The organism is Embleya sp. L77 (assembly GCF_055557415.1).
Map to the genome: position 1 here is coordinate 624,879 of NZ_CM145709.1, position 26,628 is coordinate 651,506.

General features: G+C 72.3%; 25 protein-coding genes. 15 read left to right on the forward strand and 10 right to left on the reverse strand.

What is annotated here, in order from left to right:
• Positions 1-220: 220 nt before the first annotated feature.
• The 3 genes from ACZOOI_RS02580 to ACZOOI_RS02590 all read right to left on the reverse strand — a co-directional run bounded on the left by ACZOOI_RS02580 (position 221) and on the right by ACZOOI_RS02590 (position 2,295).
• Positions 221-583, reverse strand: coding sequence for a DUF2203 family protein (locus ACZOOI_RS02580; protein ID WP_465279196.1), 363 nt, complete (start codon positions 581-583; stop codon positions 221-223).
• A gap of 136 nt (positions 584-719) precedes the next feature.
• Complete coding sequence (locus tag ACZOOI_RS02585) at positions 720-935, reverse strand: hypothetical protein (RefSeq protein ID WP_465279197.1); 216 nt, start codon at positions 933-935, stop codon at positions 720-722.
• A 67-nt stretch (positions 936-1,002) separates the two neighbouring features.
• A complete protein-coding gene (locus tag ACZOOI_RS02590; protein WP_465279198.1) occupies positions 1,003-2,295 on the reverse strand; it encodes a helix-turn-helix domain-containing protein in 1,293 nt (430 codons plus the stop codon).
• 222 nt (positions 2,296-2,517) lie between these two features.
• Here ACZOOI_RS02590 and ACZOOI_RS02595 point away from each other — a divergent pair, with 222 nt between their 5' ends.
• The 4 genes from ACZOOI_RS02595 to ACZOOI_RS02610 are packed head-to-tail and all read left to right on the forward strand — an operon-like array spanning position 2,518 to position 6,575.
• Positions 2,518-5,091 carry a sensor histidine kinase gene (locus tag ACZOOI_RS02595; protein ID WP_465279199.1) on the forward strand — a complete coding sequence of 858 codons (2,574 nt, stop codon included), beginning with the start codon at positions 2,518-2,520 and terminating at the stop codon, positions 5,089-5,091.
• The gene (locus ACZOOI_RS02600) at positions 5,088-5,546 is read left to right on the forward strand and encodes a roadblock/LC7 domain-containing protein (RefSeq protein ID WP_465279200.1); all 459 of its coding nucleotides are present in this window, start codon (positions 5,088-5,090) and stop codon (positions 5,544-5,546) included. Before ACZOOI_RS02595 ends, ACZOOI_RS02600 begins: the two co-directional genes overlap by 4 nt.
• The gene (locus ACZOOI_RS02605; protein ID WP_465279201.1) at positions 5,543-5,977 is read left to right on the forward strand and encodes a DUF742 domain-containing protein; all 435 of its coding nucleotides are present in this window, start codon (positions 5,543-5,545) and stop codon (positions 5,975-5,977) included. Before ACZOOI_RS02600 ends, ACZOOI_RS02605 begins: the two co-directional genes overlap by 4 nt.
• Positions 5,958-6,575, forward strand: coding sequence for a GTP-binding protein (locus ACZOOI_RS02610; protein WP_465279202.1), 618 nt, complete (start codon positions 5,958-5,960; stop codon positions 6,573-6,575). The genes ACZOOI_RS02605 and ACZOOI_RS02610 overlap by 20 nt, the downstream gene beginning before the upstream one ends.
• 201 nt (positions 6,576-6,776) lie before the next feature.
• Here ACZOOI_RS02610 and ACZOOI_RS02615 read toward each other — a convergent pair whose 3' ends face one another.
• Positions 6,777-9,122 carry a terpene synthase family protein gene (locus tag ACZOOI_RS02615; RefSeq protein ID WP_465281099.1) on the reverse strand — a complete coding sequence of 782 codons (2,346 nt, stop codon included), beginning with the start codon at positions 9,120-9,122 and terminating at the stop codon, positions 6,777-6,779.
• Positions 9,123-9,468: 346 nt separating this feature from the next.
• Here ACZOOI_RS02615 and ACZOOI_RS02620 point away from each other — a divergent pair, with 346 nt between their 5' ends.
• The 3 genes from ACZOOI_RS02620 to ACZOOI_RS02630 are packed head-to-tail and all read left to right on the forward strand — an operon-like array spanning position 9,469 to position 10,908.
• The gene (locus ACZOOI_RS02620) at positions 9,469-9,927 is read left to right on the forward strand and encodes a RidA family protein (RefSeq protein WP_465279203.1); all 459 of its coding nucleotides are present in this window, start codon (positions 9,469-9,471) and stop codon (positions 9,925-9,927) included.
• A 26-nt stretch (positions 9,928-9,953) separates the two neighbouring features.
• Complete coding sequence (locus ACZOOI_RS02625; RefSeq protein ID WP_465279204.1) at positions 9,954-10,379, forward strand: hypothetical protein; 426 nt, start codon at positions 9,954-9,956, stop codon at positions 10,377-10,379.
• Complete coding sequence (locus tag ACZOOI_RS02630) at positions 10,264-10,908, forward strand: effector-associated constant component EACC1 (protein WP_465279205.1); 645 nt, start codon at positions 10,264-10,266, stop codon at positions 10,906-10,908. The genes ACZOOI_RS02625 and ACZOOI_RS02630 overlap by 116 nt, the downstream gene beginning before the upstream one ends.
• Before the next feature lie 230 nt (positions 10,909-11,138).
• On the opposite strand, the gene ACZOOI_RS02635 is transcribed toward ACZOOI_RS02630, so the two are convergent.
• The 3 genes from ACZOOI_RS02635 to ACZOOI_RS02645 all read right to left on the reverse strand — a co-directional run bounded on the left by ACZOOI_RS02635 (position 11,139) and on the right by ACZOOI_RS02645 (position 13,893).
• Positions 11,139-12,467: a VWA domain-containing protein gene (locus ACZOOI_RS02635; protein WP_465279206.1), complete on the reverse strand. Its 1,329-nt coding sequence runs from the start codon at positions 12,465-12,467 to the stop codon at positions 11,139-11,141.
• A 163-nt stretch (positions 12,468-12,630) separates the two neighbouring features.
• A complete protein-coding gene (locus ACZOOI_RS02640; protein ID WP_465279207.1) occupies positions 12,631-12,762 on the reverse strand; it encodes a hypothetical protein in 132 nt (43 codons plus the stop codon).
• 708 nt (positions 12,763-13,470) lie between these two features.
• Entirely contained in the window at positions 13,471-13,893 is a 423-nt protein-coding gene (locus ACZOOI_RS02645; RefSeq protein WP_465279208.1) for a YjbQ family protein, read from the reverse strand.
• Between the two features lie 175 nt (positions 13,894-14,068).
• Between ACZOOI_RS02645 and ACZOOI_RS02650 the strand changes: the two genes are divergently transcribed.
• The 3 genes from ACZOOI_RS02650 (at position 14,069) to ACZOOI_RS02660 (ending at position 16,705) form a co-directional block, all read left to right on the forward strand.
• A complete protein-coding gene (locus ACZOOI_RS02650; RefSeq protein ID WP_465279209.1) occupies positions 14,069-14,437 on the forward strand; it encodes a winged helix-turn-helix transcriptional regulator in 369 nt (122 codons plus the stop codon).
• Between the two features lie 188 nt (positions 14,438-14,625).
• Complete coding sequence (gene aroB / locus ACZOOI_RS02655; protein ID WP_465279210.1) at positions 14,626-15,819, forward strand: 3-dehydroquinate synthase; 1,194 nt, start codon at positions 14,626-14,628, stop codon at positions 15,817-15,819.
• On the forward strand, positions 15,812-16,705 hold the full coding sequence (locus tag ACZOOI_RS02660; protein WP_465279211.1) for a carbohydrate kinase family protein: 894 nt from the start codon (positions 15,812-15,814) through the stop codon (positions 16,703-16,705). Before aroB ends, ACZOOI_RS02660 begins: the two co-directional genes overlap by 8 nt.
• Here the strand turns inward: ACZOOI_RS02660 and ACZOOI_RS02665 are convergent.
• Genes ACZOOI_RS02665 through ACZOOI_RS02675 form a run of 3 tightly spaced genes read right to left on the reverse strand, consistent with a single transcriptional unit; the run spans position 16,671 to position 19,881 of the window.
• The gene (locus ACZOOI_RS02665; protein ID WP_465279212.1) at positions 16,671-17,861 is read right to left on the reverse strand and encodes a sugar phosphate nucleotidyltransferase; all 1,191 of its coding nucleotides are present in this window, start codon (positions 17,859-17,861) and stop codon (positions 16,671-16,673) included. The genes ACZOOI_RS02660 and ACZOOI_RS02665 overlap by 35 nt on opposite strands.
• A complete protein-coding gene (locus ACZOOI_RS02670; RefSeq protein WP_465279213.1) occupies positions 17,858-18,916 on the reverse strand; it encodes a sugar phosphate isomerase/epimerase family protein in 1,059 nt (352 codons plus the stop codon). Before ACZOOI_RS02670 ends, ACZOOI_RS02665 begins: the two co-directional genes overlap by 4 nt.
• A 35-nt stretch (positions 18,917-18,951) precedes the next feature.
• Entirely contained in the window at positions 18,952-19,881 is a 930-nt protein-coding gene (locus ACZOOI_RS02675; protein WP_465279214.1) for a BadF/BadG/BcrA/BcrD ATPase family protein, read from the reverse strand.
• Positions 19,882-20,029: 148 nt separating this feature from the next.
• On the opposite strand from ACZOOI_RS02675, the gene ACZOOI_RS02680 reads away from it, so the two are divergent.
• The 5 genes from ACZOOI_RS02680 to ACZOOI_RS02700 are packed head-to-tail and all read left to right on the forward strand — an operon-like array spanning position 20,030 to position 26,558.
• A complete protein-coding gene (locus ACZOOI_RS02680) occupies positions 20,030-21,457 on the forward strand; it encodes an MFS transporter (protein WP_465279215.1) in 1,428 nt (475 codons plus the stop codon).
• On the forward strand, positions 21,454-22,488 hold the full coding sequence (locus tag ACZOOI_RS02685; RefSeq protein ID WP_465279216.1) for an SDR family oxidoreductase: 1,035 nt from the start codon (positions 21,454-21,456) through the stop codon (positions 22,486-22,488). Before ACZOOI_RS02680 ends, ACZOOI_RS02685 begins: the two co-directional genes overlap by 4 nt.
• Complete coding sequence (locus ACZOOI_RS02690) at positions 22,488-23,924, forward strand: trehalose-6-phosphate synthase (RefSeq protein ID WP_465279217.1); 1,437 nt, start codon at positions 22,488-22,490, stop codon at positions 23,922-23,924. The genes ACZOOI_RS02685 and ACZOOI_RS02690 overlap by 1 nt, the downstream gene beginning before the upstream one ends.
• A complete protein-coding gene (locus ACZOOI_RS02695; RefSeq protein WP_465279218.1) occupies positions 23,917-25,581 on the forward strand; it encodes an aspartate aminotransferase family protein in 1,665 nt (554 codons plus the stop codon). Before ACZOOI_RS02690 ends, ACZOOI_RS02695 begins: the two co-directional genes overlap by 8 nt.
• On the forward strand, positions 25,578-26,558 hold the full coding sequence (locus tag ACZOOI_RS02700; RefSeq protein ID WP_465279219.1) for an alcohol dehydrogenase catalytic domain-containing protein: 981 nt from the start codon (positions 25,578-25,580) through the stop codon (positions 26,556-26,558). The genes ACZOOI_RS02695 and ACZOOI_RS02700 overlap by 4 nt, the downstream gene beginning before the upstream one ends.
• The last annotated feature ends 70 nt before the right edge of the window (positions 26,559-26,628 follow it).

The following is a 26,628-nucleotide window of genomic DNA, read 5'->3' on the forward strand; positions in this document are numbered from 1 at the left end:
CCTTGTCGGCGCAATGACGATCCCGCAATGACGATCTTCTTCGGGCACACGCACGCCCCCGCTCGACCCGGGCACTCTCGCGCGCTCGCGACGCGCGGGGCCCGTGGCGAGCGCGCGCCCCGCGGCACGAGCAACGCGCGCTCGCGACACGCGCATCCGGGCACGCTCGGCCCTGGCCCGCACCCTCGGTAGCGCACCCTCGGTCGCGCGCCGTCCGCCCCTACGGCAGCGGTCGTCGACCCGCGAAGCCGAGGTCGAGGCGGTGGTACCAGCCCAGCCGGCGGTCGCCCTCCAGCCAGCACAACAGCACGGGTACGCCGTCCAGATCGGCCGGGAAGTCCACGAGCAACGGCGCGAAGCCCTTGAGCTCCGCGCCGGTCTGCTGGACCTGGGTCATCAATTCGTCGAGCCGCGCCTGCATGCCCTTGAGTTCGGGCAGCCCGCCCAGCTCGGTTCGCGCCTGGCCACGCTCCAGTGCCACCGCGACCTCCGCGGCGTCCGCCCGGACGGCGATCAGCTCGTCGAGCACCGGCAACAGCCGGTCCAACTCCGCGCGCGCCTCCTCGACCGTGAACAGACCCATGCGGCACAACCTCCCGTGTCGTGCGCCGGCCGACGATGGCGCGCGCCGATGGTACTGCCGCCGCCGGCGCCACCACGCGCCGGCGCCCGCGAACAGGGTCGGTGTCCGCGAGATGAATCGGCGCCCGGGATCGGGATCAGCCGAAGTATTTGCTGTTCTCCTCCACGCCGGGAAAGGAGCCGTGGTTGGTGTGCACGGTGAAGATGCCGCCGGAGGCTTCCGCCCGAACGGTCCGGTCCCGTTCGATCAGCAGGCCGTCGTGGCTCGTGGTGTGACCCCGCTTGCCGACCGTGACGGTGAGCACCGCGATCACCGCGATCAGGCCGGCGACGAACGTAATGATCGTGATCACGATGGCGCTCCCTGGAGGTTTGCCCGGTCCGACGTCACGGACTGCCCGGTCCGACGTGACGGTCGTTCTACATGATCCATGCCCGTTCCGGTCCCGGTGACCCATTTCCCGCACAACGACCCGCCAGCGCCCGCAATCGGGCCTCGTCGCCGTCGGTGGACGAGTCCAGCCGCAGGATCTCCTGGACGAAGCGGCGGTTCATCGGCCGGCAGCGGATCTCCTGGGCGGCGACCGCCTCCGCTTCGAGGAGCGCACCGACCGCCTCGCCACGGCGACCGACCGCCGCGAAGGCGCGGGCGAGGTCGATCAGGTGCCGCGCCTGCCGGCCGCGCGGGAGCACGGCGAGTGCGGCCGGGGTGAACCGGCCGGCGATGGCCCGCGCGTACTCGCCGAGCAGCACGTGGGCGGTGACCCGGTGCAGCGGGACCTGGATCGCGCCGGGGTCGGCCCGCTCCGCCCCCTCCAACAGGTCACGCGTGGCGGGCCGATCGCCCAGCCGGGCCGTGGCCAGCGCCGCCCCGAGCCGCAGCGTACGCAGCGCCGCCCGGCCCGGCCGGCCGCGGGCATCCAGCGCCGGGGCCAGGTCCGCCTCCGCCCCGAGCGCGAACTCGACGGCGGCACCGGCGCCTTCGTGCCCGACCATGGCGTCGGTGAACCGATGGGCGGCCCGGGCCAGGACCACCACGTCGGCGCTGCGGCCGGCCGAGGTCACCGCCCGGTCGGCCGCACGCCAGGCCAGATCCGGCTCGCCGTACACGTGCGCGACGGCGGAGGCCAGAGCGAGCGCGGCGGAGCGCACGACGGTCGACGTGAGCGCCGCGCCTCCGGAACTCCCGTCCGGCCCGCCCGCCGACACCGTCGCGCCCGCGGCCACCCTCCCGCTCGTCCCCGAGGCGGATCCCCCGCGCGCTCCCCCGGTCACTCCCCCACTCACCCCCGCGGTCGCCCCCAGGACGGACGACACCACCCGATCCAGGCATCCGTAGTCCGCCGCCGCATACGCGGTCCACCCGTAGGTCAACTCCCGTCGCAGCACCCCGAGGTCGGTCGGGCCGGCGGCGGACCCGGCCGCGAGCGCCGTGTCGGCCCGGCGCAGCGCCGTCCGCACCGCGGCGAGCGGATCGTGGTCGTGGTACTCCCGGTTCGGTTCGGCGGGCAGTAGTCGGTCGATCCCGATGTGCAGGACGAGCGCGGCCTTGGCGAGCACCGACAGGCGCGGGTCGGCCTGTCGGTGGCCGGCCTCCACGTCCTCGACCCAGCGCACGGATCGGCCCATCAGACGGGCGAATTCGGCCTGGGTCAGACCGCGCCGCGCGCGCCAGTAGGCGATTCGCCGGCCTATTCCGGGCGCCGGATGCATGTCGGGCCGCTCCTTTGGGTATTGCCGAGTGCGCGCCCGGTGACCGAGTCGCCGCGCGCCGCCGTACGTTCGTCGTTCTGTGCCGTTTGTGCCGCACGGGCGGGAAGTTCCCCACGCACACTGCGTGGATTCTGTCGGGTGCCCCGCCGGTACCTTCGGCCGGGTCGCGGCAACCGCATTTCGGGCCGGGTTGCCCTTGCGGGAGAGTCGATGAGAAAACTGATGCGTGTCCCCGGGGTCGGTCGGACCCGAGCGGCTCGCTCGCGGCCGGGTCGTACGCTGTCCATCCGAACCCTGTTGGTGTTGTTGACCGTGGTGCCCTCGGTGGCCATGGTCGCGCTGTGGGGCATCGCCACCTACCGCCTGGCCGACCACGCGAGCGACCTGGACAACGAGGTCGCGGTGGCCGAGCAGGCCGGTACACCGAGTTACAACACGATGGTGAACCTCCAACTGGAGCGGCGGCTGACTGCGGCGTGGATGGCCAAGCCGTCGCCGGCGACGTCCGAGGCGTTGCGCGCACAGCGGGTCAAGACCGATGAGGCCGTACGGCTGTTCACCGCCTTCGCCGGCAGCGGTGCGCGGGAAACGCCCGGGCACGTGGTGCGCCGGGCCCACGAGGTGGCGCCCCAGCTGGCGCAACTCGCCGACGTCCGCCGTCAGGTGGACACGACCGGCGCGACCGGGCGGGACCGTTGGTTGGGCTACTACACGAAGCAGGTGGCCAACCAGATCTCGATGGTCCAGGCGCTGGCCGAGACCTCGGACACCGATGTCACCTTCGCGGGCCAGTTCCTGGTCATCCAGTTCCGTGCCGGGGAGGCGCTCGCGCAGGAGGACATGACGATCTCGTTCGCGCAGCCCGGCGGTCGGTTGACCCAGCCGGACTTCGCCGCGTTCGTGCAGAACGTGGGCGTGCGTCGGCACACCCTGGAGGACGAGGTCGAGCCGTACCTGCCCGCCGGGCTGCGTCCCACGTACCTGGCACTCACCGAAAGCCCGGCCTGGCGGGACCTGGCCGCGATGGAGGACGCCATCATCGCGGCGGTCGACGCCCCCCGGGACCAACGGGCCGCGGCCGGATCCGGGACCGCCCTGCCGGCCGAACTGGCGAAGTGGCGTGAGACGTTCGACCAGATCGCATTGCCGAACTCGGCCTTCGACTTCGCCCGGGTCGATCAGGTCTTCGCGGCGGGTGACGAGGCCACCTCGGAGACCTGGAACCAGGTGTATCTGCTGAGCGCGATCGGCCTGGGCTTCGTGCTGATCGGCGCCCTGCTGTGTTGGCGGGTGACCCGCTCGGTGCGGCTGCGGCTGTCTCGGCTGCGCGACGCGACGGTGGAGTTGGGCTCGCGGCGACTGCCGGTGATCATCGACCGGTTGCAGCGCGGCGAGCGGGTGGACCTCGCCGTCGAGGCGCCGGACGTGCCGGCGGGTCCGGACGAGATTGGCCAGGTGGCCTCCGCGTTCAACACCACGCAGCGTGCCGCGCTCGACGGCGCGGTGCAACTGGCGCGGCAGCGCGAAGGTTTTGCGAAGGTGTTCGTCAACACGGCGTTGCGCACCCAGTCCCTGGTGAACCGTCAGATCGGTGAGCTGGACGCGATGGAGCGCCGCCACCAGGACCCCGAGTTGCTGCGCGAGTTGTTCACCATCGACCACCTGGCCACCCGCCTGCGCCGCTACGAGGAGAACCTCGTGGTGCTCACCGGCAACCGGCCGGGGCGACGCTGGAGTCGCCCGGTGCGCATCGTCGACGTGGTGCGCGGCGCGGTCGGCGAGGTGGAGGACTATCACCGGGTCGAGGTGTATTCCGACCGCGACCTGCAACTGTCCGGGCCGGCCGTGGGCGGGTTGATCCACCTGCTGGCCGAACTCGTGGAGAATGCCACGACGTTCTCGCCGCCGGACACGCCCGTGCACGTGCGGGCGGTGTCGGTGGCCAAGGGCCTCGCGATCGAGATCGAGGACCGCGGCCTGGGCATGTCGGCCGACGAGTACGAGGCCGCCAACCGACAGTTGGCCGTCCCGGTCAGTTTCGACGTGATCGCGCTCGCCGAAGACGTGCGGATGGGCCTGTTCGTGGTCGCCCAACTCGCCGATCGGCTCGGGGTGGAGGTGACGCTGCGGCCGTCGCCCTACGGCGGCACGCTGGCGATCGTGTTCCTGCCCGAGGAGTTGATCACCCGGAGTTCGGGCGCACCCGGCGAACCGGACCGGACCGCGGGGCCGTTCGAGCACGCCCTGGCGGCGGAATCGGAACCGGAATCGCAGCCGAGGTCGCAGTCCGCGGCCGAGTCGGCCTCCGAACCGGCTGGAGCCGCGGCGGCGGGGTCCGCGCGTGCGTCCGAGGACGACGCCGAGTCGGGCTCGCCCGATCGGCAACACCCGGAGCCGGTGGTGCGATCGCTGGATCGGGTCCCGGCCGCACCCGAACCCGCCCGGCCCGCGGCGCCCACCCCCGCCGCCGCCGCTGCCGAGGAGACCACCGCCGACGGCCGTCGGGCCCTGCCGCGTCGGGTCCGGCAGCGCAATCTGCCGATGCCGCTGCGTACCGAGCCGGCCACCGGGAGCGACAGTGACCCACGAACCGGGTCGAAGCCCTCCTCTCCGCGTGAAGCTGCGGCTACCTTGTCCTCGTTCCGGTTCGCGAGCCAACGAGCACGCGAGGCATCCGAACCGAGCGCGGCCGGCGACGAGTCCGCGATCGAGACCGAACCCGGAACCGGGACCGAGCCCGCACCGGGTCCGAACCCCGCCGCCGGAAGCACCACGCACCCTGGGGAACCGTCATGACGAACACGCACGATCTCGCCGGCGGCACGGCCACCACCGCAACCGACAGTCGCCTGGACTGGTTGTTGACCGACCTGGTCAAGCGCGTGCATCAGACCCGGCACGCGATCGTGTTGTCCGAGGACGGGCTGCTGATGAGCCGGTCCGAGACCATCCCGCGCGACGACGCGGAGCAGTTGGCCGCCGCGGCGGCCGGGTTGCAGAGTCTGGCACGCAGCATCGGCCGTGGTTTCGCGGGCGGTTCGGTGCGCCAGACGCTGGTCGAGATGGACGACGCCTTCCTCTTCCTCACCGCCGCCGGCAAGGGCGCGCATCTGGCCGTGCTGGCCGAACAGAGCGCGGACGTGGGGGTGGTCGCGTTCGAGATGAACATGTTGGTGAAGAAGGTCGGCGAATACCTCGGAACGCGCCCACGCGGCAGTGAGGCCGCCGATCCGGCGGGCGGTCGGGCATGACGTCCCGCTGGGAGCAGCCCTGGGACGAGGACGCCGGCCCGCTGGTGCGGCCCTACACGCTCACCCGGGGCCGGACCAAGGCCGTACGCGACGCGGATCTGACCCTGATCACGCTGGTCACCACGGTCGCGCCGGACGAGCCCGCGGGCCGCACCCAGGCCGCGGACGATCCGTCCGCGGCCGCGCGCCGCAAGGCTCGGGACGGGCGCGGCCGGCAGCCCGAGCACCAACAGATCCTGGAACTGTGCCGGGAGCCGCAGGCGGTCGCCGAGGTGGCCGCGCTGATCGATCTCCCGGTGAGCATCACCAAGGTGCTCGTCGACGACCTGCTCCGCGACGGCCTGGTGACCGTGCGCGCCCCGCTGGCCCTGGCCCGAACCCCCGATCCCGCCCTGTTGAAGAAGGTACGTGATGGTCTCCTTCGGCTCTGACCGGCTGCCCGAGCATGCGGCGGCGGTCAAGATCCTGATCGCGGGCGGGTTCGGGGTCGGCAAGACCACCCTGGTCGGCACGGTCAGCGAGGTACCGCCGCTGCACACCGAAGAGGTGATGACCGAGATCGGCGTGGGCGTGGACGACATCGCGGGCGTCGAGGGCAAGTCGCGCACCACGGTCGCCCTCGACTTCGGTCGGATCACGCTGTCCGAGGACCTGGTGCTGTACCTGTTCGGCGCACCCGGTCAGGAGCGGTTCTGGTCGTTGTGGGACGACCTGGCGATCGGCACGCTGGGCGCGATCGTGCTGGTGGACACCCGGCGCCTGGACGCCGGCTTCGGCAGCATCGACTTCTTCGAGCGCCGGGGCATCCCGTTCGTCGTGGCCATCAACCGCTTCGACGCGGCGGTGGAGTACACGGTCGAGGAGGTCCGCGACGCCCTCGACCTCGGCCCGGGCGTACCGATCCTGCCCTGCGATGTGCGCGTGCGCTCGTCGGGACGGGACGTGCTGCTGGCGCTGGTCGACCACCTGATGGCGGAGGCGTCGCCGGCGAACGCGGGTCGGGCCGAGTTCAGCCCGTCCGGCGTGTGAGGACAAACGGGCTGTAGCCCGTCCGGCGTGTGAGGACAGACGGGCTGCAGCCCGACCGGCGTGTGAGGACAAACGGGCTGTAGCCCGTCCGGCGTGTGAGGACAAACGGGCTGCTGCCCGACCGGCGTTGAGGGCAAGCAGGCCGCGGCCCATCCGGCTGTGCGGGGCGAGCGGGCCGCGGGTCGGCCCGCTCGCCACCGGTCATCGTCCCGGAACCCCTGCCCGGACGCCCGCCAACCGAGCGGCCGAGGTGCCGAGCCCACGCGGCCCGTACCGCACCCGCGGCACCGTCGGCGGCTCGGCCCCGGCCCGCGCCGCCGACCGACCCGCCGACCCACCCGCAGGCCCACCGCGGGCCGCGGGCACGTGTGCGAGGCGGTCACCGGCCGGCTGCCAGGGAAAGGGCACCAGCGGCTTCGGGTGCGCGTAGCGCAGGCAGTCCTGGTGCCACTTCAGGATCGCCCCGTTCCAGTCACCGAGCGCCACCGCGTACCCGTCCAGTGCCGCCCTGGCCGCCGCGTCCAGTGCCAAATCGTCGTACATCGCCGGGAGTTCCACGGCGACCACCCGCTCGAATTCCCGCATTCTGGAGGTCATCAGGTCGTTCACGATCGCCAGCGATTGGGCGAAGTCACAACCGAAGAAGTTCTGCACCACCAGCAGCAAGTTGTGCAGTTCTCCCTCGACCTCGATCTCCTTGCGGTAGGAGAACACGTCGTTGATCATCCAGCCGAAGTCCGCGGCCGAGTTCTCCATCGCCTGCACCGCGCGCGAGCGGTACGCCTTGTCCGGCACCACCTCGCCGTGCGAGAGCCGGGACAGGCTCTTGGTCAGGTCGGAACCGAACGTGCGGCGGCGCATCTCGATGTAGTCGACCGGGTCCGGAATACGATTGAGCGCCATGTTGGCCAGCTCCCACAGCCAACTGTCCATCATGTCCTCGATGGTGCGCCGGAACCTGCGGCGCGACGCGGGCGGCATCGGCCCGGCGGTGCGCGTCCACAGGTCCACCAGCGAGCGCTCGATCGCGTCCGTCGGCACGGGCGTCGGCTCGCCGTCGATCGGCATCAGCGTCTTCAGCCGCTCGGTGTACGCCTTCGCGCCGGCCTGGTCGAGCGAGCGGCCGAACACGATCGGGTAATAGTCGTCGCCGTAGGTGCCCCAGACCAACCACCCCGAGGCCACGTCGAGTTGGTCGAGCGTCGCGTCCGGTGCGATACCGGCCGCACACAGCGCCAGGTCGAATCCACGCAGCGCCTGCTCGTCCCAGATGCCCTCGCGGGTGATGCCCATCCGGGCGGCCCACTCGACCAGGTTCTCCCGCGAGGTGTCCAGATGTCGGTTCAGTCGCGGCGGGAACGGCAGGTAGAAGTCCGGGATGTCGTACGGCTCGACCGGTTGGAACGGCACGTGCGTGAACGCGCGCAGCCCGTTGTGCAGCCCGGCCACCAGGCCCGGCAGGATCCGCGCGGCCGAAGTGCCCATCCCCTGCGGCCCGGCCAGGACCCCGGTCACCGTCGGCACCGCGGGCCCACCGGCGGAACCGGCTCCCGCACCGGCCCCGTTCATGTACCGGCTGGAGCGCATGTGCCACTCGTGTCCGCCGGACTGCCAGTCCTGCAGGCCCTTGACGTAGGCCATCACGTCCAGGCAGGACTGCGGGTCCAGGCCGTGTTCGAGGAACAGCGGCGGGAGTTCGGTGCACGTGGTGTGCTCGAACTGGTGCAGGCGCGAGGTGAGCACTTCGTTGACCGCCTCGGCCGCCTCCTGGGTGGTGCAGCCGAGGAATTTCTCGAAAACCAGGATCGCGTTCGCGTTCTCGCCTTCGATCTCCACCTCGCGCTGGTATGAGAACAGGTCGTTGCGCAGGTGCACGCCGTCGGCGAAGGTGTCCTTGAGCACGCGCAGCGGACGTGAGGCCGCGATCACCGCGGGCACCTCGGCGTTCGCCGCGTACTCCACCAGGTTGGCCGACCACGGCGCGCCGCCCACCTTGCGACGCATCTCGATGTATTCGACGGGGTTGGCGATCCGGCCCTCGTTGATGTTGGCCAGTTCCCACATCGACTCCTCGAGCAGCGCCTGGGTGCTCTCGGCGAACCGCTCCCGCCAGTCCTGCGACATGCTCGGCACGGTCCGCGCCCACAGGTCGGCCAGGCCCTCCTCGACCTGGTTGGTCGGCGCGGGGATCTCGGCGGTGGAGTCGACCGGCATGAAGGCACGCAGGCGTTCCAGGTATGCCTTGGCGCCGGCCATGTCGTGCGTGCGTTTGAAGATGTCCAGGAAGTGGTCGTCGAAGAAGAAGACCCACACGTACCAGTCGGTGACCAGGTCCAGTTGCGGCCCGGTGCAGTCGGGATGGGTGTACGCGCACAGCAGCGCGTAGTCGTGCGAGTCGAAGTCGTGCTCGTCCCAGATGTTCGAGCCCTCGATCATCCGCATCCGGCGGGCCCACGCCTTGGAATGCTCGCGCGCGCCCTCCAGGTGAGGGTTCAGTCGCGCGGGATACGGCACGTAGAACTGCGGTAGTTCGAAGGGTTGTGGCATCGGTGCGCCCCTTTCGCCAGGGCACACGCTAGGTCGCGTGAACGCGTCCGAGCGGGCGACGGATCGGTTCTCGCTCGATCTGGTGAAACCGGCCGCGACAGGCTTAACGATCTTGTTCGGCGGCCACAGACCCGCCACCTGGCGGGAGAGCGCGGACTGGGTGTAGCCGAGCGTGCGCGGGGCGGCGCTGATCGAGCCGTGGTGGCACACCTCGACGCGGGAACGCAGGGCGAGCAGCTCCATGCGCGGTGCCTCCAGGGCTTGTCCGGGACCTTCGAGCCATGCGCGCCATGCATGTCCCCTCTGCACGGGATGCGTTGGTGGGGTGGGTGGCGGACGGGTGAGGATGGGCGTCATGACGACATCGAATCGCCTGACCCACATCCCGGCGCCCGAGGGCGTGCGACCGGGCAACGGCTACACCAACGTGGTCACCGGCACCGGCCGGCTGGTCGCGGTCTCCGGGCAGGTCGCCTTCGACGAGGACGGCAACCTGGTCGGCGAGGGCGACCCGGGCGCGCAGGCCCGCCAGGTGTTCGAGAACCTGCGGCGCTGCCTGGCCGCGGCGGGGGCGACCTTCGACGACGTGATCAAGCTGACCTACTTCCTCACCGACGTCGGGCATCTGCCGGCGGTGCGCGCGGCCCGGGACGAGTTCGTCGACATGACCCGGCCGCCGGCCAGTTCCGCGGTCCAGGTGGGCGCCCTGTTCCGGCCCGATCTGCTCCTGGAGGTCGAGGCGTTCGCGCTGGTCGCGGACGCCGACGAGGACACGAGCCACGACCCGAACGGAGCCGGCGCCTGAGAGTCGCCGTGTGCGGTCCGGGCCGGATGGGCACGGCCGCCGCCGAGGCGCCGGCGACGGCCGGGCACGAGGTGACGATCTGGAACCGGACGCCGCGTACGGTGGCCGGCGCGGTCGGGGCGGGGGCGCGGCCGAGGCGGCGCGTGGCGTGGACGCCGTCGTGCTGTGCGTCTTCGACGGGCCGGCCGCCGAGGCGGTCCTGCTCGGGCCGGACGGCATCGTGGCAGGCGCCGCCCCCCGGCACGCTCGTGATCAACGCGATGACGCCGGCTCCCGAACAGTCGCCGGCTCGCGGCGGCGGCACACGCGGCCGGGCTGCGCTACGTGGAGTCGCCGGTGCTGGGTTCGGTGCCGGCGATCCACGCGGGCACGCTGATCGTGTTGACCGGCGGCGAGCCGGCCCACGTCGCGGCGGCGGAACCGGCGTTGCGCGTGTGGTCGCACGCGGATGAACGACGGCACGTCGGGCCGGTGGGCGCCGCGACCGGTCACCGCGTCGGACGGCGGGCCGAACCCGTACCGGCCGTGAATTGCCGCCGAAGGCGTGCCGGCATCATGGCCCGGGCAGGTCGGCCCGCCGCGCGCGGGCCCCCGACGGTCTCCGAAGGGTGGCGGCAAGTGCTCGTGCAGGTGCGCGTGGTCGGCGACGAGGGCTGCGAAGTCGCGTCATTGCAACGCTGGTTGGCGATGGACCCGGACGTCTCGGGCGGCACCGCGACCAGTTACGCCGAGGACGACACGGTCGGCGGCATGGGGACCACGCTCGATGTGGTCAACGTCGTGCTGAGCAATGGCATCGGTCTGGGCGGCCTGCTGGTGGCGATCGCCGGCTGGCGCCGCTCGCGTGCACCGATGGCGGGCCCGGGCGGACCCGACATCGTGATCCGGCGCGGCGACGTCGAGGTGGTGTTGTCGGGCGCGACGGAGGCGGACATCGGTCGGGCCGTACGCGCGCTGGAGGAGCCCGGGGATCCGGCGTGACGGTGCCGGTGCGGCGACCCGCCGCCCGGCGGCCTCGCGTGCGGTCCCGGTGGGCACGCACGAGCCGACTCCGCATGCGTCCCGGAGGTGGCTCGCATCCGCGCCACCGGCGCCGTGGCCCGCTGCTCCCCCGTCCCGAACGCCCATGACCGACCGGCGCCCTCGACCCACCGGGAAAACGCCCGACGGTCGGCCGTCCGGCCGACCGTCGGGCGTGATCCCGCCTTCGACTACACCAGCGCGTCCACCGGGTCCGCCGCCAGTACGCCCGCCGCGACCGCCTCGTTCAGCCATTCCGGGAACTCCAGGAGGAGTTGGTCGTACAGTTCCGCGTCGCCGAGCAGCCTCGGGTCGTGTCCCGCGTGGAAGAACCCCGCGTTGTCGACCACACGCTGCTCCGGCACGGTGAGTTCGTCCAGCTTGCGGAGGAAGTCGAAACCCTTGGCCTCCGGGTCGCCGAAGCCGATGAACTGCCAGAAGATCGGCAGCCCGGCCGCCTCGCACAGCGCCTTCGCGGCGGCGGGGCGGCTGGTCGGCGCGCCGTCGGTCTGGAAGATCACCAGCGCCGGGTCGGTGCTGCCGGACGCGCGGTAGTGCTCGACCACCTTGGCGATCGCCCAGTGGTAGTTGGTCCGGCCCATGTGCCCGTAGGAGCCGTGCAGTTCCTCGATCCGGCCGACGTGATTGCCGGGGTCGAGGTCGGCGACGCCGTCGACGTCGGTGGAGAAGAACACCAACGGCACGACGGCCTCGCCGAGTTGCGCGGACAGCGCGAGCGTCTGGTCGGCGAGGTGCTGGACGGTGCCGTCCTTGTAGTAGGAGCGCATCGAGCCGGAGCGGTCCAGGACGAGGTAGACCGCGACGCTGCGGCCGGCGAGGCCGCACTTGGCCACGGCCGCCGCGGCGGTCTCCACGCGAGCGCCGAGGCCGGGCGCGACCTCTTCGGCCCGGGCCGGCGGCACCACCGCGACGGTGGTCGGAACCGGCGCGGCCTCGGCGACCACGAACGGCTCGGCCTCGACCTCGGTCGCCGACGCCTCCGCGGCGGCCGGCTCGACGACGGTCTCGGCCTCGACCTGTTCGACCTCGGCGGGTGTCGCGATCGACTGTGCCGGTACGGGAATCGATGTCGGCGCCGGCCCCGGGGCGTCGAGCTCCGCCCGGGACTCCGGGATGACGACCGGCTCCGGGAGAACGACCGGCTCCGGGAGAATGGTCGGCTCCTCAGGGGTGGTCGCCTCCTCGATGGCGACCGGTTCCGCACGGGTTGCCGGTTCCGGCTCGACCATCGGCTCGCGGACGGCGACCGGTTCGTCCACGGCGACCGGCTCGGGCTCGATCACCGGTTCCGGGCTCACCGACTCCACGCGCGTCGTCGTCTCGACGCGTGTCTTCGGCTCCGCTCCGGCGACCGGCTCGGGCGCGACGACCGGGGGCTCGGTCGGCGCGCCGCCGAGGTCGGTCGGCGCGGCGGCCACGTCCGTCGTCTCGGGTGTCTCCGCCGCCTCGCGGGACGTCCGCGAACGAAAGACGTTGCGCAGCAGACTCCTCAAACCCATCGGCGAATCCTTACCTGTGTGGGGGACGCCGTCCCGATGATCAGGACGGTTACGTAAGGCTAGTCATGGCCTCGGCCGACGCGTGGGCGACCCGCGCGTACGACACCCCGACGGACCCCCGAACAGCCGAAGCCGGCCCACCCGTACGCCGGCTGCCGATCCCTCACACCCCGGCAAGCAGTACGAACGCCGCGTCCACCGCCGTGCACGCGGCCGAGACGTCGTGGTCGGTGAGCGCCGCGGACACGAACCAGCACGCCGAACCGACCGCGTCGACGTGTACTCCGCGCTCCAACAGGGCGTGCCGGAACAGCGCGTAGCGCGCGTCGGCCCGACGACCGTGCCGGCGCTGGGCACGAACCCGGGCCCGCGACCCGCCCCGATCCCGAACTCGCGTCCGGCACCGGCCGGATACGCCTCGACCCGGGTCACACCCGCCAATCGGCCGGGCAGTTCCCAGGCGATCATGTGCCGAGCAGGGTCGCGCGGTCCGGTTCGATCCGCCACCATCCGCCGAGCAACGCGTCCGCGAGGCCGCGGCAGTTCCTCGCCTTCGGCGTTACTGTTCTCCGGCTGGTCGCCGTCGACCGGGTGGTCGTACCGGAATCGGTCGAAGACGACGTCGAAGGGCATGGTGTCGAACCTTCAAGAATCGGATCCCTTCGGCTGACGGGCGGACGGGCGGTGGTGCCCGGCGGCCGGTCCACCGGCGGAAGCGGAATACCGCCTCGCATTTTCTCGGGCGGAAAGTACGCGATCGGCAGGAAAACGGGACGTGATCGAGCCGATACAGGAAATATCCATTGCCGAGGAGATCAGTGCGCACCTTCGACGGATTGGCCGGAACATTTCCCCGGCGGCCGGAGGGGCCGAGGGTGCGGCCGCCCGGTGGCCGAAAACGGCGCAAGAGCGTCGAAAAACGGCGAGCGCGCCCGGGTGTTCGACCCACGGCCGAACACCGGGCGCACTCGGCCCACACGAGCGGGGAAGGCCCCCGGCCGGCTCAGCCCATGAAGGTCAGCCGTACCGTCCGGTCCGGGTTGTCCCGGTTGGTGTCCACCATCGTGACCGACTGCCAGGTACCCAGCGCGAGTTCGCCGCCGATCACCGGCAGCGTCGCGTGCGGCGGGACCAGCGCGGGCAGCACGTGATCACGCCCGTGCCCGGGGCTGCCGTGCCGATGCCGCCACCGGTCGTCGGCCGGCAGCAGATCCGCCAGCAGCGCGAGCAGGTCGTCGTCGCTGCCCGCCCCGGTCTCCAACACCGCCACCCCCGCGGTGGCATGCGGCACGAACACATTGAGCAATCCGTCCCGCCCGCCGGCCACCTCCCGCAGGAACTCGGCACACTTACCGCTCAGGTCGTACACCCGCTCCTGCCGGCCGGTGCTGACCCGGAAAACCCGTGACACGACATGCTCACTCATCCCGCCATGCTCGCGCAGCCACACCCCGGTTGCGCGTCCTCGACACGGCCGCGGTGGGGATTCCTTTGCCTTCGGCCGAATGCGTACGGACAATATGGAGCAGTACCTACCTGTCGGTAAGGATGGCTCGGGAACGGTGGGGATCGGCAGGGATCGCCAGGAACGGGAGACGCGCATGGCTCGGCGTTACCAGTGCGGCCTCGATGCCGCCATGGATGTCATCGGCGGCAAGTGGAAGGCGTTGATCCTGTGGGCGCTGCACGTCGAGGAGCGGCGCTTCGGGGAGTTGCGCCGGGCGGTGTCCGGTATCAGCGAGAAGATGCTGATCCAGCAGCTGCGCGAGATGGAGGGCCGGGGAATCGTGCACCGCGAGGTGTTTCGCGAGGTCCCGCCCAAGGTGGTCTACTCGCTGACCCCGCTGGGACGCTCGCTCAACGAGGCGCTGTTGCCGCTGGGCGTGTGGGGGCACGAGAACGTCGAGCAGATCGTGGCCACCGCGCCCGCGACGGCCGGCGCGCAGAACCCTGCGCAGCCCGCCGCGTAGGCCGTTTCCGGGCGAAGTTTTGCGGCATCGGCGAATGCCGGGAATAGCGTCGAGGGGTCTGATATAACCGCGCGGACGCACTCTGGGTGAGTCCTTGTTGACTTTTCGTAGCGCTCGCCGTAATTATTTCGGCAGCGAATATCCGGATTGTCTGCGACGTCTTCGTTGAGCCGCCGGGGTGTGAATATATGACCGAATACGTCCGAGTGTCCGAACAGTTGGCGCTGCCACGCGGTCCGGTCGATCCGATCATGGCCTCCGCCCGGCGGCTCGACACGTATCCGGTACACGTGTGCCTCGACGAGGCCACCGCGCTCGCGCGGCTGTGCGCCGAGATCGACGGTCGGCGCGTCGCCCTGATCACGGACGACACCGTCTACCGGCTGCACGGGCGCCGGCTCGCCGAACGCCTGTCCGCGACCGGGCTGGACGTGGTGCACACCTCGTTCCCGGCCGGCGAGGCGAGCAAGAGCCTGCCCACCGCGAGCACCCTGCTGGACTGGCTGGCCGGCACCTCGCTCGCCCGCCGCGACATCCTGCTCGCGGTCGGCGGCGGCGTGGTGATGGACACGGTCGGCTGGGTGGCCAGCGCGTACATGCGCGGCATCCCGTACATCAACGTGCCCACGACGCTGCTCGCCCACGTGGACGCCGCGCTCGGCGGCAAGGTGGCCATCGACCATCCGTCCGCGAAGAACCTGATCGGCGCGTTCTACCAGCCCAGGGCCGTGGTCTCCAACGTCGGGTATCTGAGCACCCAGGACCGTCGCGGGCTGCGCGCCGGGCTCGCCGAGGCGATCAAGACCGGGATCATCGCCTCGCCGGAGTTGTTCGAGCTGATCGAGCATCGGCATGCGGCCATCCTGGCCGCCGAACCGGCGCCCACCGCCGCCCTCGTGCATGCCTCCAGCGTGCTCAAGTGCCGGTTGATCGCCCGTGATCCCTATGAGCGCGACCTTCGCCGGCCGCTGAACTTCGGGCACACCATCGGCCACGCGGTGGAGACCGCGACCGGCTACGGCCCGATCCTGCACGGCGAGGCGGTCGCCTTCGGAATGGCCTGCGCGGCCCGGATCGCCGAACGACGCGGGCTGCTCGACCCGGCCCTGTGCGCGCGGGTGACCGGGCTGCTGGACCGGGTGCGATTGCCCACCACGCTGGCCGGATTGCCCGCCCGGCTCGACCCGGCGACCACCGTCGAGGCGCTCGGCCAGATCCGCAAGATCCGAGACGGCCGGCTGCGGTTCGTGCTGCCCACCGCGCTCGGCGAGACGGTGATCACCGACGACGTGAGCGACGAGGAGATCCACGCCGCGCTCGTGGTCTCCCCCGCCGCCGCCGGGGTCTCGTTCGCCCGCAGCCACGGAGGCACCGATGACTGAGCTGGATGTGTTCGTGGTCGGCGGCGTCGGGGTGGACATCATCGTCCGCGTGCCGGAACTACCGCTGCCGATAAGCGACTTCAAGGTCCCGCCGATCCGTCAGTACGTCGCGCACACCGGCAACGGGGTGGCGCTCGGCTGCCGGGCGCTGGGCCTGCGCACTCACTTCGCGGCCGTGCTCGGCGCCGACCCGGAGGCGGACTTCGTGCTCGCCCACTACGCCGAACAGGGCCTGTCCTTCGCGCACGTGTCCCACCCCAGCGGTACCCCGCGCAGCGTCAACCTGGTCGGCCCGGACGGCGAACGACTCTCGCTGCACGACAGCCGGCTGCCCGCGGACCTGGTCGTCGACCCCGAGTTGTACCGCCCGGCGCTCGCCCGCACCCGGCATGCACACGTGTCGATCGGCGGGTGGTCCCGGCCCGCGCTGGCCGAGGCGATCGCGGCGGGCGTGTCCACCTCGACCGACCTGCACGGCTGGGACGGGAAGGACCCCGGCCGGGCGGACTTCGCGTACGGGGCCGACCTGGTGTTCACCTCCACGAACCGGCTCGGCGACCGGGTCGAGGAGGCCGCGCGGGACGTGCTGGCCCGGGGCCGGGCCAAGATCGTGGTCGCCATGGCCGGCGGCCGGGGCAGCTTCCTGGTACTGGCGGACCAACCGATGCGGCACGTACCGGCGCTGGCCATGCGGGTCGACGAGGTGGTGGACACCAACGGCGCCGGGGACAGCTACGTCTCGGGCTTCCTGTACGCCTACCTGGCCGGCCGCGACTGGGCGGGCTGCGCCGCCGCCGGCACCCACGCGGGCGCGCACGCCGTCCGGACGGCGGGCACGCACACGTCGTTCATCACGGCGAAAGAGTTGGACCGTGCGCTCTCCTGACGGGGTCGGGAGAGCGGTCGGCGGATGCCTCGGAGGGCGGGTCGGAGGGCGGCTCGGTGGCCGGCCGGGGCGGCGGGTCGACGGGCGTGGCCGGCTGGAGAATGCCGGTCGGAGTGACGATGGCGTCCCGAACCGTGTGTCCCGCGCGGACCGTGGCGCCGGGCAGCAGCACCGAGCGCAGTACGCTCGCGCCCGGCTCGATCCGGCAACCGGGGTGCACGACGCTGTGCTCGACGTGCGCCCCCGGCGGTATCTCGGCGCCCAGCAGACTCCCGGCGACGTAGCGCGGGAAGCCGTCCGGCAGGCCCGCCAGGGTGCGCGGGAGCGTCTCGGACCGGATCGGGTGCGGTTGCTCCACGAGCCGCAGCTGCTCGGTGCGGTAGCGCTCGACCGTGCCGATGTCGGCCCAGTAGTCGTGCACCCGGTACGCCGTCACCCGGCGGCCCCGGGCGATCATCGCGGGCAGCACGTCGCGGCTGATGTCGTGCTGCCAGCCGTCCTCGCCGAGCGCGGCCAACTCGGCCAGGACCTCGCGCAGCGCGTCGATCCGGAACACGCAGAACGCGGTGAACACCAGGTCCGACGTCGGCCGCGCGGGCTTTTCGACCAGCGCTCGGACCCGCAATTCCGCATCGGTCTCGACCATCCCGAACAGGTGCACGTAGCGACGCTCGATCCGCTGCACGCCGATCGTGCAGTCGGCGCCCGCGGCCCGGTGCGCGGCGACCAGCGGCGCATAGTCGAACTCGTAGACGTGATCCGCGTGTTGCACCAGCAGATCGCTCGCGCCCGGGGCGAACAGGTACTCCGCGTTGGCGAGCAGCGCGTCGGCGGTGCCGCGTTCGGCCGGGCGCGCGGGCAGGATCGCTCCCGGCCCGCTTCGGGCCAGTGCGTCGTGGGGGCCGAAGTGCAGCCGGGTGCCCGGGACTTCGTCCCACTGCGTGACCAGGTGCCGGACCAGGTCGGATTCCCGATGCTGGGAGAGCAGGACCAGTTCGGGCAGGCCGGAGCGGATCGCGTTGGCCACGCTGAAGTCCACCAGCCGACACGACGCGGCGTACGGCACCAGGGGTTTGCACACGTCGGCGGTGAGCGGGCCCATGCGCTCGCCCAGGCCGCCCGCGAGCAGCGCGCCGCGTACTCCGTCGAGGGTCACCAGGTCCGCCCCTGGGCCGGTCCGGCAGGTATCAGGGTGCGCAGCAGTGCGAGCGACGTGGTGATGCCCTGCTCCGTGGGCAGTAGGGCGTCCTCGTGTTCCACGTAGATCACTCCCCGGTAGTCGTCGTCGAGCAGCGCGGCCACGATGGCCGGCCACGGCAGGTCGCCGGCGCCGAGTGCGCGGAAGCGGATCGCCGGGCCGGGGCCATAGCGCGACCAGCCCGCGCCGCGCGGCGATTCGGAGCCGGACCAGCGCTGGAGGTCCTTCGCGTGCACGGCCGCGAGCCGCTCGCCCCAACCGCGCACGGCCGCCACCGGGTCGTGTCCGGTGGCGGCGAGGTTGGCCGGATCGAGGCACAGGCGAACACCGCTCACCGCCGAGAGCAGTGCTCTCGCACTCGCCGGGTCGTACGCGACCTGCTTGGGGTGCGGCTCGAACACGACCCGCACGCCCACCGCGTCCGCGAGATCCAGGATCGGCCGCGCGGCGAGCGCCCACGCATCCACGTTGTCCTGCCAACTCGCGTCGCTGCCCGACCAGGACAGCCAGCGCGCCAGATCGGGCACCCCCAGCATCAACCGGGCCAGCGGTGCGCCCAGACCGGCGGCCAGCCGTACCGTGTCGAGCGCGGCCCGCAGCCCGTGCGCCCGCTTGGCCTCGGCCGTCCCGACGAGCACCGGGTCGGTGTGCGGCCCGTGCGGCCCCAGCACCAACTGGGTGTCCCGGCTGTTGCTCACACAGCCCACCTCGACCCCGGCCGCCGCGCATTCCTCGCGTACCTCGCGATGCAGGCCGGGATCGGCGAGCCGCCCGCGGTCCACCAGCGCGAAGTGGGCGTCCGCGGGCAGATCCACCACGCCCACCCCCGCATCCCGGGCCACCTGCAACGCCCCGCTCAGCCCCACGGGCGCCAGTGCGGCCAGACACAGCCCGAGCCCAATCGGCCCGGCGTCGTCCGCGCGTGCGTGCGCCCGGCCGGCGGCGGATTCCGTCCCGGGCTGCCGGGGTCGCGGGACGCCTCCTGGTGCCCGTTCGTGCGGTTGCCCGATCATCGGCGATCCCCCTCGCTCGGCTGTGCCCCGGCCCATCAGAGGTTGCGGATATGTGCCCAACTCTTGGGTGGTGAACCCTCGTTCGCCAGCAGCGCGGCATACACCGCGGCGACCGGATCGGCGATCACGGTCGGCGGTTCGGCCGCGCCCAGCTCGCCGACGATCCGCCGGCTCAGCTCGGCGGCGTACGGCGGACACCCGCGGAACACGCCGCCGTTGAGCACGGCCCGCCAGGTCCCGGTCAGCCCGGCCGCGTCCCGGGCCGCGCGCACACCCGCGATCAACTCGTCCAGGCCGGCGCGCACCACCTCGCCCGCCACCGCGTCGCCCGCCTGCCAGGCCGCGCACACCTTTGGGGCGAGTGCGGCCACCGCCGCCTTGGGGAACGGCTCGGCGGCCAGCCGGCGCGCGAGTTCGCGCGGGCCGGATGCGGCGAACAACGAGGTCGGCCGCCCGCGGCCGTCCGCCCCGCGCACGGCGGCCCGCAGGCCCGCCTCGCCGAGCGCGTACGCGCTGCCCTCGTCGCTGCCCAGATACTCGCACCCGCCGATCACGACGGGTGGGCCCGCGTCCGGCCCGGCACTCGCCACGCAGGCCGAGCCGGTGCCGGCCACCACCACGACGCCGCGGCCGGACAGCGGCGGCGTCAACAGCAGCGGCGGCACGTCGCCGGAGACCACGAGCCGGCCCTCGAAGCCCTGCTCGCGCACGAGCGCGGCCAGTCGGTCAATCGCTTCCGGCGCGGTGTCCATGGTGATCGTCGAGCTCGCGAACCAGCCGACCGACGCGCCGCCCAGGTCTGCGGCCATCTCGGACAACAGTCGCGCCAACGTCTGCTCGGCCGCCGCGCCGGCCGAGGCGGGGTTCACCGACTCCCGGCTGTACCGGATCGTGTCGAGCGCGATGGCCGTGGTGCGCGTGCCGCCGGCGTCGATCGCCCAATACCTGCCGGCCCGGTATCCCACGGTCGAAAGCCTCCCCGGTCCGTCGAAGTGCAATGCGCCGAAATGCAATGCTCCAGGTCACGCTACCCGTGCAGGATGCCGGCCGAGAGTGGTGACGGGGCAGTACGGTGGGCGGCACTCTCGGTCACCCCTCACGGACGGAGCGTCGATGCGGCACGGCGGCGGTGTGCTGGGGCTGGTGGCTCCCGCGACGAGTTGGGGGCTGTTCTGGGGTGGATGGGCCGCGCTGATCCCCACGCTCAAGGACGAACTGGCGCTGGACGACCGGCAACTGGGCCTGGCCCTGTTCGCGGTCCCGGTCGCGGCGGTACCCGCGATGTTGCTCACCGGGCCGCTCGCGCGGCGACTCGGGCCGCGCACGCTGCCGTTGGTGACCGCCGCGTTCGCGCTCGGCACCCTCGCCGTCGCGGGGGCCGGATCCCGGTGGACGTTCGCCGCCGCGCTGCTCCTGATCGGTGCGGCCAGCGGCGCGATCGAGGTGGCGCTGAACGCCACCACCGCCGCACGCGAGGCGCTCACCGGCGAGCGGCTGTTCAACAAGGTTCAGGCGGCCACCCCGCTGGCGATGGTGCTCGCCGCGCCGGCGGTCGGCCTGGCCCTGCATCTGGGCGCGTCCGCACGGGCGATCCTGGTGGCGATCGCCGTGCTGGTCGCACTCAGCGCGATCCTGGCGATCGACCGGCGGCGGTGGCAGGAGCAGGAGCCGGACTCCGAGCCGGCCGCGCGGACCGACCGCGCGCACGGCCGGCTTCTGGTCGCCCTGTTCGTGGTCGGCGCGGTCGGCGGCACCGTGCTGCTGATGGAGAACACCGTCGAGCAGTGGGGCGCGATCCATCTCGCGGACAACCTCGGCGCGGGTTCGTTCCTCGCCGCGTGCGGCCCGGCCGCCTACATGGCCGGCCTGTCCGTCGGTCGCGTGCTCGCCCAGTGGCGCGGCGAACGGGTCGGCGACCGGACGCTCGTGCTCGTCGGCGGGGCGCTGGGCGGCCTCGGACTCGCCGTCGCGGCGGCGGCCTGGTCCACCGCGAGCACGCTCGCCGGGTTCGCGCTCGCCGGCGTCGGGCTGGCCCCGGTCGTGCCGACGCTGCTCGCGGCGACCGGGCGCGCGGTCGCCCCGCAGCAGCGCCCGCAGGCGATCTCGCTGGTCACCACGGTTTCGTACGCGGGCTTCCTGGGCGCTCCGCCGCTGGTCGGCACCTTGGCCGGGCACCTCGGCCTGGGCACCGTCCTCGGCCTCGTCGCGCTGTGCGGGGTGGTGGTGGTGACGGGCAGTCAGGCGCTGCGGTTGCTGCCGAGCGAGTGGGCTGGTGATCCGGGGGCCGACGTGGGTACGGAACCGACGGTGGACCCGGTGGACCCGGTGGACCCGACCGTGGGCCCGGCGGGCCCGAGCGTCGACCCGGCGACGGATCCGGCGGGCCGGACCGACCGTGCGGACGACCGGAGTTCACCGCACGCCCCCAGCCGATCGCACGGTTCGAGTGAGCCGAGCGGATCGCGCGAATCGGGCGGCCCGAGCGGTTCGCACCGGCCCGACCGGCCCAACGGGCCGAACCGGAAGGGGGTTTCCCGATGACCCGGGTCCTGGTGTTCGGGTCGGGGTACATAGCCGGCCACGTCGGCACCCGATTGAGCCGCCTCGGCCACGGCGTGGTGCTCGGCTCGCGGCGCCGCCCGCGCACTCCGGAGACCCGCGGGCTGCGCTGGCTCCCGGTGGACGTCGCCGATCCGGGCCAGGTGCGTACCGTCGTGGATGCGGTCCGCCCGGACGCGGTGGTGGCCGCGCACGGGCCCTCGGACATCACCTGGTGCGAGGCCGATCCGGCCGGGGCGGCGGCCGTTCACGCGGCCGGAGCCCGGCATGTGGTCTCCGCCCTCGCGGGTCGGACCGCGCGGACCCTGCTGATCTCCACGGACAACGTGTTCGCCGGACACGCGGACAGCTGTGTCGAATCCGATCCCACCGCGCCGGCCAACGCCTACGGACGCGCGAAACTGGCCGCCGAGACCGCCTACCTGGCCGGCGGCGACGCGCTCGTGCTGCGGGTCAGCCTGGTGTACGGGTGGGACCGGGCCGGTCTGCGGCCGAACTTCTTCACCACGTGTGCCGAACGCCTGGCCGTGGGCGCGCCGGTCGCGGTGCCGGACCGGCACTGGAACACCCCCGTGCTGATCGACGACGTCGCGGCCTGGACCACCGCGCTGCTCGACTCGCCGCACACCGGCGTGGTGCATCTGGGCGGTCCGCGCCGGCTCTCCCGGGTCCGATGGGCCCGGCACATCGCGACGACCTACGGCGTCGACCCCGCGCTCGTGACGGCCGTACCGCAGGGGGACACGGCGTACGCGTGCCGCCCGCGCAACGCGTGCCTGCACAGCGAGCGCGCCGCGCACCTGCCCGAACTGCGCGGCCTGGCACCGGTGGACGTCTTCGCCGCGGACGTCGCACTGATCGCCGCGCCGGCAGCTGACCATCCCTCGCCCGGGCCGCACCGGACCCCGGCCACCCCCGACACCGCAGCCGCACCCGATACCGACACCCCAGCCGCCCTCGACGCTTCAGCCGCCTTCGACGCCCCCGTCGTCTTCGGAAGGGACCAGCCCTGATGGACCGTCATCTGTTCCTGGCCAGCAAGCGCGCCGCCGTCAGTTTCGCCCCGGATCCCGAGCGCGGCACGTTGCGACCATGGCTCGCCCCGGGTGGTACCGGAAACGTGGTCGCCGAGCAGGCGGGCGTGCTCGACGTCACCTGGATCGCCAGCGCGGATACCGACGACGACCATCGGGCGGCCCGGGAGAATCCGAACGGCCTGGATCTGCGGTTGCGTTCCGGCCGTGACATCCGGGTCCGCCTGCTCCGACACGATCGGGACACCTTCGAGGTGGTACAGAACTTCCTCACCGCACAGCTGATGTGGGCCGCGAACAACTACGGTTGGGACAGGTGGAAGACGCCGACCTTCGGGACCGAGACCTACGCCGCGCTGGACCGGTTCGCCCGGTTCACCGAGGACTTCGCCGGTGCGCTGCTCGCCGACTCGGCCGACGTGGCGGACCCGGCCTACCTGGTGCACGACTATCAACTCGTCGGCGTGCCAGCCAGGTTGCGCGCCGTGCGGACCAACGCGCCGATCCTGCTCTTCGTGCACATCCCGTGGCCGTCGCCGGACTATTGGCGGATCCTGCCCAAGGCGATGCGGGTCGGCATCCTGGAGGGCATGTTGCCCGCGACCACCATCGGCTTCTTCGCGGAGCGCTGGTGCCGCAACTTCCTGGACTGCGTCGCGGATCTGATACCCGACGCGGAGGTGGACCGGAACGCGGGCGTGGTGCGTTGGCGCGGCCGGCGCACCGGGGTGCGCACGATGCCGCTCGGCTACAGTCCGCTCGCCCTGGAGGCGGACCGACCTCGCCTCCCGGAGGGGATCGCGGAGTGGGCGGGCGACGTGCCGTTGGTGGTGCACAGCGGCCGGACCGACCCGATGAAGAACGCCGAGCGTGCGGTGCGGGCCTTCGTGGCGGCTCATCGCCTGGAACCGTCGGTGCGCTCGTCCAGGTTGCTGATCCGGATGAATCCCAATCGGCTCTACGTCGAGGCGAACGCCGAATACCTGCGCCGCGTGGAGTACACGATCGCCGAGGCGAACGCCGAACTGGGCCCGGACACCGTGCGATTGCACTGCGACAACGAGGTCGAGCACACCATCGGCTGCTTCCGTCGGGCCGACGTGCTGATGTTCAACTCGACGGTGGACGGCCAGAACCTGAGCACGTTCGAGGCGCCACTCGTCAACGAGCGGGATGCGGACGTGATCCTGTCCGAGATGTGCGGTGCGGCGGAGATCCTGGGTCCGGTCTGCCGCACGGTCAACCCCTTCGACCTGGTCGAACAGGCCGAGGCGTTGGTCGCCGCGCTGACCGCACCCGCCGCCGAGCGCAAGGCGGCGGCCGAGCGACGGCGCCGGGTGGCCGAGCCGTGGACCCTGGAGGCCTGGGTCCGCACCCAGTTGGCCTGGCTGGATGCGGACCACCGCGATGACTGAGCCGGCACGGGAACCGTCGGCCGGGGCCGTGCAGGTCGCGCAATACCAGTTGGGCAACGCGGTGTTGGTGCGCGGCGAGGGCATTCGTTCCTGGGATTCCACCGGCCGTGAGTATCTCGACTGCGTGTCCGGGACGTTCAACCTGGTGCTCGGGCACAACCATCCCGAAGTGATGGCGGCCGTGCGCGCACAGACCGAGGAACTGGTCTTCGCCTCATCCTCGTTCCGCACCGAGCCCACCGACCGCCTGATGTGCGACCTGGTGGACCTGGCACCGGCCGGCCTGACCCGGGTGAACCTGCGCAGCAGCGGCGGTTCGACCGCGAACGAGGGCGCGATCAAGATCGCCCGACACCACACGGGGCGGCGCGATGTGATCGTGCCGTTCCGGGGCCACGTCGGGCAGACCATCGCGGCCACCGCGTTCAACGGCAGCAGCCGGATGCGCGCGCCGTTTCCGGCCCATGCCGCCGGCGCCCTGCACGTGCCCGATGCCTACTGCTTCCGCTGCTTCTACCGGCAGACTCCGGACACCTGCGGAATGTTGTGCGTGGAGCGGATCGAGGACTTCATCACGTACGCGAGTTCCGGCAGCGTCGCGTGTGTGTTGATCGAGCCGATCAGCGGGATGGGCGGCAACATCGTGCCGCCGCCCGGGTACTTCCAGGCGCTGCGGGCGCTGTGCGACGAACACGGGATCGTGTTGATCTTCGACGAGATCCAGACCGCGTTCGGCCGGACGGGCGAGATGTTCGCGGCGGACCACTTCGGCGTGGCCCCGCACATGATGACCGTCTCCAAGGGCCTGACCGGCAGCGGCCTGCCGCTCGCGGCGATCCTGACCGAGGAACGGATGGCCGACTGGGACCGGTCGCTGCACGGGTTCACCTACGGCGGCCACACGCTTGCCGCGGCGGCGGCGGTCAAGACGTTGGAGATCGTCCGCCGACCCGGATTCCTGGCCAACGTACGCCGGGTCGGGGCAATCCTGAGCGAGCGGCTGCGGGTGCTCCAGCGTGAGCACCCCGTGCTCGGCGACATCCGCGGGCCGGGCCTGATGATCGGCGTGGAACTGGTCCGCCCGGACGGCGCGAAGGCGCCGGAGCTGGCCCAGGCGTTCCAGCACCACCTGCATGCGCGGGGCATCCTCACCCGCGTGTCGGAACACGGCCTGGGCAACGTGATCGAGTTGCGCCCGCCGCTGATCCTGACCCCGACCGACGCGCACCTGATCGCGGACGGGTTCGGCGAGGCGCTGGAGATGTTGCGGACGCAGACGGCGCGCACGGCGCCGACGGCGCCGACGGCGCCGGCTTCGGCGACGCACGCGGGTGCGGGTCCGGGTCCGGCTTCGGCTTCGCACCCGGGCCCGGCTTCGGCTTCGGCTTCGGCTTCGGTTCCGGCGACGCGCACGGGTGCGGCTTCGGCTTCGCACCCGGGTCCGGCTTCGGCTTCGCGGCCGGCTCCGGCTCCGGCTCCGGCGGCCCGTACGGCTGCCGCGGCAACCACCGCCGCCGCGGCGCGGTCGGGCCCGGAGACGCGGTCGGTCCCCGAGGCGCGCTCGGGTCGCCCCGCCGCGGGGACACCGTGCCCGCCGGTTCGACCGGCCGAGTCCGCGGCGGCGACCTCGACCACCCCCTCGGACTCGCCGGAATGAGGGTCGAGTTGGGCCCGGACGGCCCCTGCCTGCGGCACGACCGGCCGGACCCGCCGGCGGGTGAGCACCGGGTGCTGATCCGGGTCGAACTGGCCGGCCTGTGCCGCTCCGACCTCAAGGAGGTGGCCCGCGAGCGGCACGGCCCCAGCCAGTTCGGGCACGAACTCGTTGGCGTGATCACCGAATCCACCCTTCCGGATCGGCTGCCCACCGGTCGGCGGGTGGCCCTGGACCCGAACGTCCGGCTCGCCCGCACCACCGGCTTCGCGACCGAGATGTACGCGGCCGGGCCGGCCGACCGCCTGCTCACCGCACTCCCCCGGGTCCCGGACCGACTCCCCTCCCGACAGGCCGTGTTCGCCGAGCCACTCGCGTGCGCCGGGCACTGCGTCGCGGCACTGGCCGGCCACCTGGGCACGTCGCCGGCCGGCCGCCGAGTGGTCGTGCTCGGCGCGGGCGCGGCAGGTCTGCTGATCGCCCGCTTGGCCGAACTGGCCGGCGCCGAGGTCACGTTGGCCAATCGCAGCGCCGACCGGGCGAAGTTCCTCCGGGACCGGGGCTTCGAGGTGTGTGCCATCGCCGCGCTGCCCGCCTCCACCTTCGACGTGGCGGTGATCGCCACCAGCTTCGTCCGCCCGGACGTCCTGGCCGACGCCCTGCACGTCCTCGTCCCGTCCGGCCTGGCCCTGCTCTACGGCGGTACCGCGCCCGGCGACGAACTGTCGGGCCTGGCCGTCGACCTGGACCACGTCCGCCGGCACGAACACGCGGTCCACACCACATGGTGCGGCCGCCAGGTCACCGTCGCCGGCAGCTACGGCACCACCTCTGCCGACTTCGCCACCGCCCTGACCACTCTCCCGAGCCTGCCCGTGGAACGCCTGATCACCGACGAGATCACCCTCCCCGAACTCCCCACCGTCCTGCGCGACCAACTCACCGGCCGCCCCCTCGGCAAAACCGTCATCCGGCCGTAGATCCGCATCGCCCGTCCTCAGCCACGCACAGCCGAGCGCTCTTCGAGCCTGGCCACGAGTCGCTCCTGTC